The organism is Ralstonia sp. RL, from assembly GCF_001683835.1.
GTDB classification, from domain to species: Bacteria; Pseudomonadota; Gammaproteobacteria; order Burkholderiales; family Burkholderiaceae; genus Ralstonia; species Ralstonia mannitolilytica.
Window position 1 is genome coordinate 25,885 of record NZ_LWRX01000115.1, and the last position, 14,655, is coordinate 40,539.

The 14,655-nt window shown below is 66.9% G+C and carries 15 protein-coding genes, 1 other RNA gene and 1 riboswitch; of the genes, 10 read left to right on the plus strand and 6 right to left on the minus strand.

Features of this window, described 5'->3' with window-relative positions:
- Window positions 1-17: 17 nt before the first annotated feature.
- From A6M56_RS10390 to A6M56_RS10400, 3 genes are read left to right on the plus strand one after another with little or no spacing between them, the layout of a single operon-like run.
- Window positions 18-1,532 (plus strand): leucyl aminopeptidase, encoded by a 1,515-nt coding sequence (locus tag A6M56_RS10390; protein ID WP_045787475.1) that lies wholly within the window; start codon window positions 18-20, stop codon window positions 1,530-1,532.
- Window positions 1,533-1,554: 22 nt separating this feature from the next.
- Window positions 1,555-1,983 carry a DNA polymerase III subunit chi gene (locus tag A6M56_RS10395; protein WP_045787474.1) on the plus strand — a complete coding sequence of 143 codons (429 nt, stop codon included), beginning with the start codon at window positions 1,555-1,557 and terminating at the stop codon, window positions 1,981-1,983.
- Window positions 1,980-2,396, plus strand: coding sequence for a DUF2486 family protein (locus A6M56_RS10400; protein WP_102080046.1), 417 nt, complete (start codon window positions 1,980-1,982; stop codon window positions 2,394-2,396). The genes A6M56_RS10395 and A6M56_RS10400 overlap by 4 nt, the downstream gene beginning before the upstream one ends.
- Window positions 2,397-2,452: 56 nt before the next feature.
- Here A6M56_RS10400 and ilvD read toward each other — a convergent pair whose 3' ends face one another.
- A complete protein-coding gene (gene ilvD, locus A6M56_RS10405; RefSeq protein ID WP_102080045.1) occupies window positions 2,453-4,126 on the minus strand; it encodes a dihydroxy-acid dehydratase in 1,674 nt (557 codons plus the stop codon).
- A 109-nt stretch (window positions 4,127-4,235) separates the two neighbouring features.
- On the opposite strand from ilvD, the gene A6M56_RS10410 reads away from it, so the two are divergent.
- Window positions 4,236-5,180, plus strand: coding sequence for a LysR family transcriptional regulator (locus A6M56_RS10410; protein ID WP_102080044.1), 945 nt, complete (start codon window positions 4,236-4,238; stop codon window positions 5,178-5,180).
- Window positions 5,181-5,192: 12 nt separating this feature from the next.
- On the plus strand, window positions 5,193-6,095 hold the full coding sequence (gene lgt, locus A6M56_RS10415) for a prolipoprotein diacylglyceryl transferase (RefSeq protein ID WP_045787470.1): 903 nt from the start codon (window positions 5,193-5,195) through the stop codon (window positions 6,093-6,095).
- 66 nt (window positions 6,096-6,161) lie between these two features.
- Here lgt and A6M56_RS10420 read toward each other — a convergent pair whose 3' ends face one another.
- The 5 genes from A6M56_RS10420 to A6M56_RS10435 form a co-directional block, all read right to left on the minus strand.
- A complete protein-coding gene (locus A6M56_RS10420) occupies window positions 6,162-6,863 on the minus strand; it encodes an SIMPL domain-containing protein (protein WP_045787469.1) in 702 nt (233 codons plus the stop codon).
- A 94-nt stretch (window positions 6,864-6,957) separates the two neighbouring features.
- Window positions 6,958-7,428, minus strand: coding sequence for an EVE domain-containing protein (locus A6M56_RS10425; RefSeq protein WP_062737974.1), 471 nt, complete (start codon window positions 7,426-7,428; stop codon window positions 6,958-6,960).
- A 111-nt stretch (window positions 7,429-7,539) separates the two neighbouring features.
- Window positions 7,540-7,759, minus strand: a non-coding RNA gene (gene ssrS, locus A6M56_RS24285) — 6S RNA.
- 214 nt (window positions 7,760-7,973) lie between these two features.
- Window positions 7,974-8,291 carry a cell division protein ZapA gene (locus A6M56_RS10430; RefSeq protein ID WP_102080043.1) on the minus strand — a complete coding sequence of 106 codons (318 nt, stop codon included), beginning with the start codon at window positions 8,289-8,291 and terminating at the stop codon, window positions 7,974-7,976.
- Window positions 8,292-8,293: 2 nt separating this feature from the next.
- Window positions 8,294-8,611, minus strand: coding sequence for a hypothetical protein (locus A6M56_RS10435; protein ID WP_045787467.1), 318 nt, complete (start codon window positions 8,609-8,611; stop codon window positions 8,294-8,296).
- Between the two features lie 143 nt (window positions 8,612-8,754).
- Window positions 8,755-9,005: riboswitch (cobalamin riboswitch) on the plus strand.
- A gap of 256 nt (window positions 9,006-9,261) precedes the next feature.
- On the opposite strand from A6M56_RS10435, the gene A6M56_RS10440 reads away from it, so the two are divergent.
- From A6M56_RS10440 to cobT, 5 genes are read left to right on the plus strand one after another with little or no spacing between them, the layout of a single operon-like run.
- The gene (locus A6M56_RS10440) at window positions 9,262-11,145 is read left to right on the plus strand and encodes a TonB-dependent receptor domain-containing protein (RefSeq protein ID WP_102080042.1); all 1,884 of its coding nucleotides are present in this window, start codon (window positions 9,262-9,264) and stop codon (window positions 11,143-11,145) included.
- The gene (locus A6M56_RS10445; protein ID WP_104610425.1) at window positions 11,142-12,161 is read left to right on the plus strand and encodes a FecCD family ABC transporter permease; all 1,020 of its coding nucleotides are present in this window, start codon (window positions 11,142-11,144) and stop codon (window positions 12,159-12,161) included. The genes A6M56_RS10440 and A6M56_RS10445 overlap by 4 nt, the downstream gene beginning before the upstream one ends.
- Window positions 12,158-12,997 (plus strand): ABC transporter ATP-binding protein, encoded by an 840-nt coding sequence (locus tag A6M56_RS10450; RefSeq protein WP_062737823.1) that lies wholly within the window; start codon window positions 12,158-12,160, stop codon window positions 12,995-12,997. The genes A6M56_RS10445 and A6M56_RS10450 overlap by 4 nt, the downstream gene beginning before the upstream one ends.
- Entirely contained in the window at window positions 12,984-13,607 is a 624-nt protein-coding gene (gene cobO / locus A6M56_RS10455) for a cob(I)yrinic acid a,c-diamide adenosyltransferase (protein ID WP_102080040.1), read from the plus strand. Before A6M56_RS10450 ends, cobO begins: the two co-directional genes overlap by 14 nt.
- Window positions 13,607-14,653, plus strand: coding sequence for a nicotinate-nucleotide--dimethylbenzimidazole phosphoribosyltransferase (cobT, locus tag A6M56_RS10460; protein ID WP_102080039.1), 1,047 nt, complete (start codon window positions 13,607-13,609; stop codon window positions 14,651-14,653). The genes cobO and cobT overlap by 1 nt, the downstream gene beginning before the upstream one ends.
- The last annotated feature ends 2 nt before the right edge of the window (window positions 14,654-14,655 follow it).

Sequence of the window (14,655 nt, forward strand, 5' to 3'; positions counted from 1 at the left end):
TCATAGAGAGAAGCGCGATGGAATTTAGCACAAAAGCCCTGGACTGGGCCAAAGCGGGCGCCCTGGCCGCCAAGAGCGATTGCCTCGTGATCGGTCTGTTCGAGTCGCAGACCCTGGCCGGCGCCGCCAAGGCGCTGGACGCAGCCACCAAGGGCCTGGTGGGCCGCCTGATCAAGCTGGGCGACTTTGAAGGCAAGCGCGGCACGTCGCTGCTGCTGCACGAAGTGGCCGGCGTGGGCGCCGCCCGCGTGCTGCTGGTCGGGCTCGGCAAGGAGGCCGACCTGACCGACCGGGCCTATGCCGAAGCCGTGCGTACCGCACTGCGCGCGCTGGCCGGCACCAAGGCCGCCAACGTCACGTGGACGCTCACCGAACAGTCCGCCCGCGACAAGGACACCGCCTGGTCCGTGCTGACCACCGTCACGCTCATCCGCGAAGCGAGCTACCGCTTCATCGAGCGCCATCCCGAACTCAAGAGCAAGCGCGACAAGAACGGCGCCGCCAGCGGCCTGCGCAAGGTCGTGCTGGCTGTGCCGGCGGCCGACGCCAAGGCCGCCAGCGTGGCCGCCGCCCGCGGCACCGCCATCGCCAACGGCATGGACCTCACGCGTGACCTGGGCAACCTGCCGTCCAATATCTGCACGCCGACCTACCTGGCCAACACCGCGCGCCAGATCGCCAAGGATTTCAAGCTGAAGGTCGAGGTGCTCGGCCGCAAGCAGATCGAAGCCCTGAAGATGGGCGCGTTCCTGGCCGTCACCAAGGGCAGCGAAGAGCCGCCGCAGTTCATCGTGCTGCGTTACGAGGGCGGGTCGCCCAAGCAGGCGCCGGTCGTGCTCGTCGGCAAGGGCATCACGTTCGATACGGGCGGTATCTCGCTCAAGCCGGGCGAGGGCATGGACGAGATGAAGTACGACATGTGCGGCGCTGCGTCCGTGCTCGGCACGCTGCGCGCCGTGGCCGAGATGGGCCTCAAGCAGAACGTCATCGCCGTGGTGCCGACCTGCGAGAACATGCCCAGCGGCATCGCGACCAAGCCGGGCGACGTGGTCACCAGCATGTCGGGCCAGACCATCGAGATCCTGAACACCGATGCCGAAGGCCGCTTGATCCTGTGCGACGCGCTCACCTACGTGGAGCGCTTCAAGCCGGCCGTGGTGATCGACGTGGCCACACTGACGGGCGCCTGCATCATCGCGCTCGGCCACGTCAACACCGGCATGTACGCCCGCAGCGATGCGCTGGCCGATGCGCTCATCGCTGCCGGCAAGCAGTCGCTCGACACCGCCTGGCGCATGCCGCTGGACGAGGAGTACCAGGAGCAGCTCAAGTCCAACTTTGCCGACATGGGCAACATCGGCGGCCGGCCGGCCGGCAGCGTGACGGCGGCCTGCTTCCTGGCACGCTTTACCGAGAAGTACGACTGGGCCCACCTGGACATCGCCGGCACCGCCTGGAAGAGCGGCGCGGCCAAGGGCGCCACGGGCCGGCCGGTGCCGCTGCTTACGCGCTTCCTGATGGACCGCGGCTGATCCATCGCAGGCAAGGCATCGTATGACCCGCGTCGATTTCCACAGCAACGTGCCCGGCAAGCTGGCCTACGCCTGCCGGCTGGTGCGCAAGGCTTACGGCGCGGGCCAGAACGTGATCGTGGTGGGGGATCGCGCCGCGCTCGAAGCGTTCGACACGCAGTTGTGGACCTTCAGCGCACTCGACTTCCTCCCGCATTGCGGCCTGCGGCACCCGCTGGCCGCCCAGACGCCCATCCTGCTGGCCGATGCATCCGAGCCGCTGGACGACGCGCCGCATCACGACATCCTCGTCAACCTGTCGTTCGATCCGCCACCGCTGTTTGCGCGCTTCGAGCGGCTGATCGAGATCGTCGGCGATGACGATGCCGACCGCGCCGCTGCCCGGGAGCGCTTCCGCTTCTACCGCGATCGCGGTTATCCGATCCAACACCACGACGTGGGGCGCGCATGAGCGACGGACGCTATCCCGGCTCGCAAGCGGACAACAACATCCCTGTTCTGACGGAGATCGTCGAGCTGGACGACGCCCCGCCCGTGGCTGAGCCGGTTGCAGAGCCGGCTTCGGCGCCGGCGAACGTCGTCCCGCCCGCGCTGCGCGAGCAGGGTCTGGCGCCCACCTCAGCCATGCCGCCCGCCGGCACCGACGCCGCACGCGTGATGGGCCACGTGATGTGGCGCTTCCAGACCGAGTGGCCTGCGCTGATCGAAACGCAATGCCGCGAGGCCATGGAATCGCGCCTGGCACTGCTGAGCGAGCAACTGGCCGCCGACCTGACCCGCACGCTGGAGGCCCGGCTGATGGATTGGCTCGGTGCGGCGCTGGAGGATGCGCTGGCTGCCGAGCGCAAGCCGCCGCAGCGCTGATTCCGCAAAAGAAAAACCCGCCGATGGCGGGTTTTTTGTTGGGACGCCGTCCGGACTCAATCCGTCACGGCGCCCTTGCTGGCCGGTGCCGCGAGTTTCGCGAACTTCGCCAGCACGCCACGGGTGTAGCGCGGCGCCGGCTGCTTCCATGCGGCGCGGCGGCGCGCGAGCTCGTCGTCCGGCACGTTCAGCTGCAGCAGGCGCTGGTGCGCGTCAATGGTGATCGAGTCGCCTTCCTGCACCAGCCCGATTGTCCCGCCGACGTATGCTTCCGGCGCGACGTGCCCCACCACCATGCCCCACGTGCCGCCCGAGAAGCGACCGTCGGTAATGAAGCCCACCGACTCACCCAGGCCCTTGCCGATGATGGCCGACGTTGGCGCGAGCATTTCCGGCATGCCCGGGCCGCCCTTGGGCCCGAGATAGCGCAGCACGAGAATGTCCCCGGCCTGGATGCGATCGCCCAGGATCGCGTCCATCGCGCTCTGCTCGTCGTCGAACACGCGGGCCGGGCCGGTGATGACGGGGTTCTTCAGCCCGGTGATCTTCGCCACGGCGCCTTCCGGCGCCAGGTTGCCCTTCAGGATCGCGAGGTGGCCTTCCTTGTAGAGCGCACGGTCAAGCGGCAGGATCACGTCCTGATCCGCGCGCGGCTCGTCGGGCACGTGCGCGAGCTCTTCGGCGAGCGTCCTGCCGGTGATGGTGATGCAATCGCCGTGGAGCAGGCCGGCGTTGAGCAGGATCTTCATGACCTGCGGGATGCCGCCGGCCGCGTGCAGATCGGTCGCCACGTACTGGCCTGACGGCTTGAGGTTGCAGATGACCGGCACGCGCTGGCGCATGCGCTCGAAATCGTCGATGGTCCACTCCACTTCGGCAGCGTGCGCGATGGCGAGGTAGTGCAGCACCGCGTTGGTCGAGCCGCCCGTGGCCATGATGACGGCCACGGCATTTTCGATGGACTTGCGCGTGATGATGTCACGCGGCTTGAGGTCGTGGCGCACCGCCTCGACCAGCACGCGGGCCGATTCAGCGGCGCTGTCCACTTTCTCCTGGTCAGGATTGGCCATCGTCGAGGAATACAGCAGCGACATGCCGAGCGCCTCGAACGACGAACTCATCGTGTTGGCCGTGTACATGCCGCCGCACGAACCGGAGGTGGGGCACGCGTTGCGCTCCACGCCTTCGAAGTCTTCCTCGCTCATGCGACCGGCGGTGAATTCGCCCACGGCCTCGAACGACGACACGATGGTCAGGTCCTTGCCCTTCCAGTGCCCCGGCTTGATGGTCCCGCCGTACACGTAGATGCCCGGCACATTCGTGCGCGCCAGGGCGATCATGCCGCCGGGCATGTTCTTGTCGCAGCCGCCGATGACGACCACGCCGTCCATCCATTGGCCGTTGACGCAGGTCTCGATGCAGTCGGCAATCACCTCGCGCGAGATCAGCGAGAACTTCATGCCCTCGGTGCCCATCGACATGCCGTCGGAGATGGTCGGCGTACCGAAGGTCTGCGGATTGGCCTTCGCCTCCTTGATGGCAGCCACGGCCGCATCCGCGAGTTTCTGCAGGCCCGAGTTGCAGGGCGTGATCGTCGAATGGCCGTTCGCCACGCCGATCATCGGGTTGTTGAAATCTTCCTTCTTGTAGCCCAGCGCGTAATACATCGAGCGGTTGGGCGAGCGCGCCACGCCTTGCGTGATGTGCTGGGAACGCTTGTTATCTGGCATGGGGTCTCCGTGGGCGTTGTTCTGTGGCGCTCAGCATGCGCTTGGACGAAAGGCGCGTCAAATATATTATTGATAGCCTATTGATTCATAAAACATATCAATCGCTGACATGGACCTGCGCCAACTGCGCTATTTCGTGACGGTGGCCGAAGAGCTGCACTTCGGTCGCGCTGCCGAGCGGCTTGCGATGACGCAGCCGCCGCTGTCGCAACAGATTCGCGCGCTGGAAGAGGAGCTCGGCGTCACGCTGTTCCATCGCACGCAGCGTTCGGTCGCGCTCACGCCGGTGGGGGCGCGGTGGCTCGTCGAGGTGCGGCGCGTCCTCGCCGAGGCCGGGGCACTACCGGCGCTGGCCCAACGCCTGGCGCGCGGGGAAGTCGGTTCGCTGTCGCTGTCCTTCGTCAGCACGGCTGACTACGGCATCCTGCCCGCCGTGCTGCGGCACTTTCGTGACGCGCGGCCGGACGTGCAGCTGCAGCTGCGCGAGGCCACCAGCGATGTGCAGATCGAGGCGCTTCTGGCCGGCGAAGTCGATGCTGGCATCGTGATTGCGCATCACGCCGGCTCGGTGCCCGGCGAGCTGGAATACCGCCCGCTGGTGCGCGAGCCGCTCGTGCTGGCCGTACCGGCTTCGCGGGCCGCGCGGTGGGGCATCGGGCCGGGCCAGCCGTTCCCGTTGGCCGACGCTGCGGCCGAGCCGCTCATCATCTTCCCGCGCCGGTCCGCGCCTGCGCTGTATGACATCATTACCGGCTATCATGCCGCGCACGGCGGCCGGCCTGAAGACGCCGGGGCTGCCACGCGCATCGGCCAGGAAGCCATCCAGATGCAGACCATCGTCAGCCTCGTCTCGGCTGAGATGGGCGTGGCGCTGGTGCCGGCTTCGCTATGCAACCTGCAGCGGACCGGCGTGGTCTATCTTGAACTCGCCGCGCCGAGCCCCGTCATCGAGACCGGCCTGGTGTGGCGGCGCGATGCGGCCTCACCGGTGCTGCCGTGGTTCGTGGCCAGCGCCGAAGCGGTCGCCAGGCTGCAAGAAGACAACCAAACCTGAAACACAGGATTCATGCTCATCCATCCGCAATTCGACCCCGTCGCCCTGCATCTGGGGCCGCTCGCCATCCGCTGGTACGGCCTGATGTATCTGGCGGCGTTCATCATGTTCCTGTGGTTCGGCCGCCTGCGCACGCGCCAGCCGCACATCGCCGCTGAAGGCTGGACCGGCCGCGACCTCGACGACATGCTCTTCTACGGCGTGCTCGGCGTGATCCTGGGTGGGCGCCTCGGCTACGTGCTGTTCTACAAGGCCGATTGGTATTTCGCCCACCCGCTCGACATCTTCAAGGTCTGGGAAGGCGGCATGGCGTTCCACGGCGGCTTTCTCGGCGTGGTCGTGGCGATGATGCTGTATGCGCGCATGCGCGGCCGCTCGTGGATGCAGGTGACCGATTTCATCGCGCCGATGGTGCCGTGCGGGCTTGCCGCAGGGCGCCTGGGCAACTTCATCAACGGTGAGCTGTGGGGACGCGTGTCGTCGCCCAACCTGCCGTGGGCGATGATGTTCCCGCAGGCGCAGGGCGAAGACCGCGAGTGGTTGCTTTCGCATGCGCAGGAGGCCGTCACCAGCGGCCTGCAGGCCATTTTCGACCAGTACCACATGCTGCCGCGCCACCCCTCGCAGATCTACCAGTTCCTCGGCGAGGGCGTGCTGTTCTTCATCCTGCTGTGGCTGTACGCGCGCAAGCCCCGGCCGATGGGCGCCGTGTCCGGGGCGTTTCTGGTGGGCTACGGCGTGTTCCGCTTCGCCGCCGAATTTGCACGCGAGCCGGACAACTTCCTCGGCCTGCTGGCGATGAACCTGTCGATGGGGCAGTGGCTGTCGCTGCCGATGATCCTGATCGGCATCGCCATGCTGGTCTGGTCCTATCGTCGTGCAGGCAACGGTGCAAAAAGCCAGGCACACGCCTGACGTCGCCGCCGCGCAAAGAAAAAGCCACCGAACTTCGGTGGCTTTTTTCATGGACCGGCTCGCGGCTTATTTCAGCATCTGCACGGCGCCGGAAACCGTCACCGTGACCTGCGCCTTGCCGCCCTCGATGGGCACCGGCGCCGAATCGAACGATGCCGGAGCGGCTGCCATGCGCATCATCGGACGCGGGCCCGGATTGTTGCTGCCCTCGCTCACGTGCACGTCGCGGATCGTGTAGCTCGTGTAGCCAAACAGCTTGGTGGTTGCCAGCGCCTTGTCGCGGAATGCACTCACAGCCTGATCGATCAGCTTGGCTTCCGCCGCCGTGCGCGCCTCGCGCGAGAGCGTGAAGTTCACGTTCTGCACCTGCATCTGATTGGCCAGCTGCCCGGCGAGCTTGGAGGCGGCCGCGAAATCCTTCGAGGTCAGGCGCACTTCCGCGCGGCCCCGCCACACGCTGATCTTGCCATTGCGATCGGTGTTCGGATAGATGTTGAAGCCGCCGGTTTCCGCCTGCACGCCGGAGGTCCGCTTGGCCTGGTTGATGACCTCATCCGCCTTGCGTGACAGGGCCGTCGAGATCGTGCCCGGGTCGGCACCTTCCTGCTCGGCGGCCAGCGTGAGCGTCACGGTGTCGGTGGGGACTTCAGCTACGGCCTGGGCATCCAGCGAGAGCACGCCCGAATGATTCGTCTCAGGTGCGGCTTGCGCGACAGCGGTCGTCATCATTGCAGTCCCCAGAATGGTTGCGGCCAGGACAGATTTCATTGTGTTCTCCCAAAAAAGCAATGTGATGCTTCTGACTGGGCGCCGCGCGCATCGTTCATCACGTTTGTAACAATTCCCAGCCGAAGCACGCCATTCACTCAGGATCGCGCATCAATTTGGTGGTGATGTAGCGCCATTGCGCGGGGGTGACGGGCGTGATCGACAGGCGATTGCCTCGCTGCAGCACCGTCATGTCGGCGAGCTGCTCGTGCGCGCGCAGCGTGGGCAGGTCGATCAGCGCGCATTTGCGCACGAACTTCACGTCGACGAGCATCCAGCGCGGTGCGTCCGGTTTGGATGCGGGGTCGTGATAGGGGCTCTTGGCGTCGAACTGCGTCGGATCGGGGTAGCTCGTCGAGCAGATTTCCGCCAAGCCCGCAATACCTGGCTGCGGACAGGACGAGTGGTAGAACAGCACGCCATCGCCGATGCGCATGCGGTCGCGCATGAAGTTGCGTGCCTGATAATTGCGCACGCCCGTCCAGGGCAACGTGCCCTGGGCGTGGAGCGTGTCGATGCTGGCCTCGTCGGGCTCAGACTTCATCAGCCAGTATTGGGCGGCCATGGTGCGCGAGCGGAAGTGGCGGTGTGCGCAGCATAGCAACACGGCGATGCGGCTGCACCACGCAGCACGCAAAAGAAAAGGCGATCGTGCGCAATGCACGACCGCCTTTGTTGGGTCCCCACCTCGGCCGCTAGGCCCGCCTCCTGAACCCAAGTACGGTTCAGAGTGGCTGCGGAAGCCGCATTTCGGGTACATCACCGGCGCAGGGAGCACACGACTTTCGTCGCATGCTGTGCACCGGAAGACGCGCGCGCCCACACGGCATGTCCCGCACCAAGCAATGCTTATCGGTTCAAGGAATGTATGACCTTGGCGAACCAGGCAGGGAAACTGTCAGACGCATCGTCACGCTGCTTTTGATGCATGGCGATGCGTCTGAGAATTCATCGCAGGCAACCGATTTTTCTCGAGTCTGGAGCCGCTAAAGCCTTATGTTGAAAGGGTTTGCGGGCAGTTGCCGGAAGCCATTGGGTGACACTATACACCCGTTCGCATCCGAACCCAAGCCCGGATGCGATCCGGTTACAAACACGTTTTGTATGGGGTCAAACGACTTCGCCGTACTGGCGCAGCGCTTCATCGGCGCGTGCATTCAGGTCGGCCAGCTTGGCACGGATGGTGTCGACCGGCAGCGCGGCATCGGCGGCGGCCTGGCGCTGCATCGACAGCAGGTCCGAGGCGATGCTGATGGCGGCCATGACGGCCACGCGCTCGATGCCCTTGGTGTTCGAGCCGTTCTTGATGCGCGTCATCTGGGTGTCCACCATGGCGGCGGCTTCGCGCAGCGCGGCTTCGTTTTCGGGCGAGACGGCAAATTTGTAAGCCTGCCCGGCGATGTTCACTTCAATCTGCTTGCTGCTCATGCTTAGGTCTCCGGATGCGGGGCAGGGGCGGCGGTGGCGTCATCGCCGGCGGCCTGGCCGAGGAGGTCAAGCTGCCGGGCGTCGGTGGCCGTGGGCAGCTTGTCGAGAATCGACTGGATGCGCAGTTGCGCTTCCTCGATCTTGGCATTGAGCACGCTGCGATCAGCGACCATGGCATCGCGCTCGGTCCTGGCGGTCTCGGCCTCGGCCTGCAGCCGCTCGACTTCGGCGCGCAGGCGCTGGTTCTCGGCGGCAAGCGCGTCGGCGTGACGCAGCACGCGCGTGAGCTTGTCGGCAAGTTGTTCGAGTTCGTTCAGCATTGGTTGTCAATCGGAATCGAGTGGGGGGATTTTAGCCCATCGCTGCGGCAGCGCCTGTCCTCCATACGGATGCGCAATGCGAGGCGGCGCGCGGGGCACAACGGGCGACGGGCTTATTTGGCGAGCAGGACGGCGTTTGGCGTTAAACTTCGCGGCGTCCTGGTGCCCGCAGCACCATCTGCAGTTAAACGGGAAGCAGGGAGCGCGCGCCCCCAAAGCGATGCGCCAACCTGCGCTGCCCCCGCAACGGTAAGCGAACGTCGCGGTGCCCGCCATCTCGCCAAGAAGATGGGCGCCGCGCGGTCTGTCCAACCAAGCCACTGTTCCCTTGGGAATGGGAAGGCGGACGGGCCGCTTCGCCAGCCCGGATACCGGCCAGGACGGTGGATCTCAGAGGATCGGTCAACGATCCGGGTGCGCCGCCCGAGCTTGGCCCTGTGATGCCCGCCGTACCCCGTGTACGGCTGCGCTCCCGGGGCCGACGTCGGACTGCTCGCCACGGACCGTGAGCCGGTCCAGAGCCGATGTGAGGGAACCGCATCGAGATCCTGCTGCCAGCGACCCGCGGGGGAACGGGTCCGGCTGACGCTTCTTGTCTTTTCAACATGAGCTTGACTACAAAGCGGCCACTCCGGAAGCCCCGGACGGCCATGCGTGCGCTTGCCGGTGCACGATTGGGGGTTGTTGCAGGGGTCATGGCAGGTGCGGTTGCGCCGGCCTGGTCACAAAGCAATGCACAGGCGAACGGGACGCCGGTGGGTGAACTGAATCCGACCGTGGTGACCGCCTCGCGGGGCGAGCAGCCGCTCTCCGATGCGCTGCCGCACACCACGGTCATCAGCCGCACCGACATCGAGCGCTCGCAGGCGCCGGATGCGGTGACGCTGCTGCGCCGCGAGGCCGGTATCGAAATCGCCCAGAACGGCGGCCCCGGCACCAACGCCAGCCTGTTCATGCGCGGCGCCAGTTCCAACCAGACGCTGGTGCTGATTGACGGCGTGCGTGTGAGTTCTGGCACATCGGGCGGCGCGCAGATCGGGCAACTGATGGCAGACCAGATCGACCACATCGAAGTCGTGCGCGGTAATGTGTCGGCGCTCTATGGCTCGGACGCGGTCGGTGGCGTGGTGCAGATCTTCACGCGCAGCGGTCGCGGCCATGCGCCGCTGGCCAATGCGGAGATCGAATACGGCGCGCGCAACACCAAGCGCGCGCAGGCGGGCATCAGCGGGTCGGTGGGCGAGCGTGGCGATACGTCGTTCGCCGTGTCGGTGTCTGAGTTCAAGACCAGCGGGTTCTCGACCATGAACCCGCTACTGGCGCCGAAAGCGAACCCGAACGACAACCCCTACACGAACAAGAGCGTGTCGGCGCAGCTGTCGCATCGGTTCTCTGCGGACTGGCAGGCGGGGCTGACGTACTTCCAGACCTGGGGCGATGTCAGCTACGACAGCAGTTTCGGCAAGCCGACCGACATCAACACGGCGCACAACGTGGTGCGCTCGATGTCCGCCTTCGTGGATGGCAAGGTGACGCAGGACTGGAAGACGCGCGTGACGCTCTCGCAAGGGGATGACCGCAGCCTGAACTTCACCAACGGCGTGCCGCAGGTGCCCGCGCGTTTCAACACGCGCAACCAGACGGCGAGCTGGCAGAACGACTGGACCTTCCTGCCGAACCAGCTGCTCAAGGTCGGCCTGGAACATCTGCAGACCAGCATCGACAGCGACGCCTACGATGTGCCCACGCGCAACGTCGACTCCGGCTACATCGGCTACGAAGGCAAGTTCGGCCCGCACCAGTTGCAGCTCAATCTGCGCCGTGACCGCTATTCGGATTTCGGCGGCGCCAACAGCTACTACGCCGGCTACGGCTTTGCGTTCAACCCGCAGTGGAAGGCGGTGGCGAGCGTGAGCAACGCCTTCCGCGCGCCGAGCTTCAATGAGTTGTACTACCCGTTCTTCGGCAACCCGAACGTGCAGCCGGAAAAGGCGCGCTCGGTGGAGGGCGGCGTGGAATATAACGGCGCGATCGGCCTGGTCCGCATGACGGTGTTCGAGACGGACTACAGCAACCTGATCACCTCCGTGTGCGATGCCGCGTTCAACTGCGCGGCTGCCAACGTCAACCGCGCGCGGGTGAACGGCGTCGAGACTTCGTACCGCGGTTCCATCTATGGCGTGGACGTGCGCGCCAGCTTTACCATGCAGAACCCGCAGGACTTGTCGGCCAACCAGTTGCTGTCGCGTCGTGCACGGCACTTCGGCAGCGTCTCGGCGTACAAGACGGTCGGGCCGTTCTCGGCGGGCGTGGAGTGGAACGCGGCGGGTGATCGGCAGGACTCGACGAGGGCGCTGGGCGGTTACGGCGTGCTGAACCTCGTCGGCCGCTACCAGATCACGCGCGACTGGGCGTTGTCCGCTCGCCTGGAGAACGTGACGAACAAGAACTACCAGTTGATCTATCCGTACAACACGGCATCGCGTGGAGTGTTCTTCACGCTGTCGTGGCAACAGCACGAACCGAAGCGATGACGACACCTGCACTGCCCGCTCGCGCGGCACGCGGTTTTGCCTGGCGGCTGTGGTCGCTGCTGGCCCTCGCGTGCGTGGTGGTGCTGCTGGCGTCGCTGATGCTCGGCAGCGTGCGGCTGTCGCCTGCAGAAGTCTGGCGGGCCTTGACTGGCGGCGGCGATGGCCTGGCAGCAGGCATCGTCACCGAGCTGCGCCTGCCGCGTGCGGGCGCGGCATTTGCGGCCGGCGGGCTGCTCGCGTTTGCGGGCGCGCTCATGCAGATGCTGCTGCGCAATCCGCTGGCCGATCCGTATGTGCTGGGCGTGTCGGGCGGCGGTGCGGTGGCGGCCCTCACGGCGATGCTGTTTTCGCTGCCGTGGTGGGCGGTGCAGACCAGTGCCGGCGCGGGGGCGTTGCTGTCGATGGCGCTGGTGGCAGCGCTGGCGCGCCAGCACCTGTGGCGCGGTGAACCCGGCGAAGCGAATGCGCGTCTGCTGCTCGGCGGCGTGGTGATGGCTTCGGGCTGGGTTGGCCTCATTACCCTCATTCTGACGGTCGCGCCCGAGAACAAGCTGCGCGGCATGATCTTCTGGATGGTCGGCGACCTTGGCGGCGCCGATCGTTACGTCGGCGCCTTGATTGCGCTGGTGGCGGCGGTGGCCGTGGTGCTGCCTCATGCTCGGGACCTCAATGTGCTGCTCGCGGGCGAGATGCGCGCCCGCGCGCTCGGCGTGCCGGTGGCGCGCGTGCGGGCGCTGATCTACGTGGTGGCGTCGCTGTGCACCGCCGTGGCCGTGACGATGGCAGGCTCCGTCGCCTTTGTCGGCCTGCTCGTGCCGCACATGGTGCGCCTGGCGTGGACGCGCGACGTGCGCATCCACCTGCCCGCCACCGCGATGGCCGGCGGCGGCCTGCTGATGCTGGCCGACCTGATCGCCCGCACGCTCATCGCGCCGACGCAACTGCCGGTGGGCGTGATCACCACGATGATCGGCGTGCCCACCTTCCTCTACCTGCTGATGCGGAGCGCGCGATGAGCTGGCTGCGCCGCACACCCGCACCGCCGGCATTTGCGCAGATGGAGGCGGCGCCCGAACTGGCCTTGCACGATCTGCGTGTGGCGGTGGAAGGGCGCGTGCTGATCGGGCGCCTGTCGATGACGGCGACGGCCGGCCAGCTCTGGAGCGTGGTCGGCCCCAACGGCGCAGGCAAATCGACGTGGCTCTCGGTGCTTGCAGGGCTGCGCGCGCCGGACGGCGGCAGCGTCACGCTCGACGGGGCGCCGCTCGCCGACTGGCCAGCCGTGGCGCTGGCACGCCGCCGCGCCTTCCTGCCACAGACGCTGCACGACACGTTTCCGGTCTCCGTCCATGACGCCGTGATGACGGGCCGCCATCCCCACCTCGCGCGCTGGGAATGGGAGGGCGATGCCGATGCACGTGCTGTCGATGCTGCCCTCTCTGCGCTGCACCTGCAGCCGCTGGCGCAGCGCGACGTCCGCACACTTTCCGGCGGCGAGCGGCAGCGCGTGGCGATCGCCTCGGTGATTGCGCAGGACGCTCGCGTGCTGCTGCTCGACGAACCCGTCGCGCACCTGGACTTGCATCAGCAGATTGCCGTGCTCCGCCTGCTGCTTGAAGGCTGCCGCAAGCACGGCTGGCTCGTCATGCTGACCGTGCACGATTTGAACCTCGCGCGCCGCTTTGCCACCCATGCGCTGTTGATGGACGGCGCGGGCCACACGATTGCCGGCAAGGCAGCCAACGTGCTCACGCCCGAGCACTGCGCGCGCGTGCTGCGCACCCCGATTGCCGAGGTGGCCGACGGCCGCCGCACGGCACTGATTCCGGATGACCCCGATGACCATGCCTGAAAACGAAGACGGCGGCCTCAATGCCCGCCATCGCATCCGCATGCAACGCAAGAAGGCCGTGGTGGACGCCAGGATCGCGGCCGCCACCGACGTACGCGGCGTGCTGCTCGTCAACACCGGCAACGGCAAGGGCAAATCGAGCTCGGGCTTCGGCATGGTGATCCGCGCGATGGGGCACGACATGCAGGTGGGTGTCGTGCAATTCATCAAAGGCGCGATCCCCACCGGCGAAGAGCGTTTCCTGCGGCGGTTTCCCGAGCAATGCCGCTTCCACGTCATGGGCGAAGGCTATACGTGGGAAACGCAGGACCGCACGCGCGACATCGAGAAGGCGCAAGCCGCGTGGGCCTGCGCCCGCGAGCTGCTGAACGATCCGTCGATTGGCCTGGTGCTGCTCGATGAGCTGAACATCGCGCTCAAATACCACTACCTGGACGTGCAGACGGTGCTGGCCGACCTGCGCGCCCGGCCGGCAGCGCAGCATGTCGTCGTCACCGGGCGCGGCGCGCCACCCGAGCTGATCGAAGCGGCCGATACCGTGACCGACATGACACTCGTCAAGCACGCGTTTTCGCAGGGCGTCCAGGCGCAGCCGGGGGTGGAACTGTGATGGCCCCCGCGATGCGCATTCCCCCGTTTGATGACGCACTGCGCGCGCGTCTGCAGGCCGCCGTAGACACCAAGACCAAGCCGCTCGGCGCGCTGGGCCGGCTCGAAGCGCTGGCCGTGCAGATCGGGCTGATCCAGAACACCGAGGCGCCGCAACTGATCCGCCCGGCCATGGTGGTGTTCGCGGCGGACCACGGCATCGCCCATGCCGGCGTGAGCGCGTATCCGCAGGCCGTGACGGCGCAGATGGTGCTCAACTTCGTGGCGGGTGGCGCTGCGGTCAACGTGTTTTGCCGCCAGCACGGCTTTGCGCTCGAAGTCGTGAACGCCGGCGTCGCCGCGCCGCTGTGGGCAGGCGACACACCGGGCCTGGTCGATGCGCCCATCAGCCCGGGCACGCGCGATTTCGCCCAGCAGCCCGCCATGACCGCCGAGGAGCGCGACCGCGCCATCGCGCTCGGCGCCCAGCGGGTGGCGCACCACGCGACGCTCGGCAGCAACGTCATTGCACTCGGCGAAATGGGCATCGCGAACACGGCGTCGGCTGCCTGCCTGATGGCGCGGCTGTGCGATCTGCCGGTGGCGCAATGCGTCGGTCGCGGCACCGGGCTGGACGATGCGGGCCTGGCCCGCAAGCGCGCCGTGCTGGAAGCCGCCATGGCGCGGCATGCACAGGTGAAGGCGCCGCTTGACGTGCTCGCCTGTTTCGGTGGCTTCGAGGTGGCAGCGATGGTCGGCGCGGTCCTGGAGGCGGCGCGGCGGCGCATGGTCATCCTCGTCGACGGCTTCATCGCCACGGCGGCCGTGCTGGTGGCGGCGCGCGTGGCGCCCGGCGTGCTGCGCTATTGCGTATTCGGCCATGTGTCGGATGAACGCGGGCATCGCGCGCTGCTGGAGGTGCTCGATGCGCGACCGCTGCTGTCGCTGTCGTTGCGGCTGGGCGAGGGCAGCGGGGCGGTGCTGGCGTATCCGCTGGTCGTGTCTGCCGTGGCGTTCCTGCGCGAGATGGCGACTTTCGCCAGCGCCGGCGTGAGCGAGCGCGCGTAGCC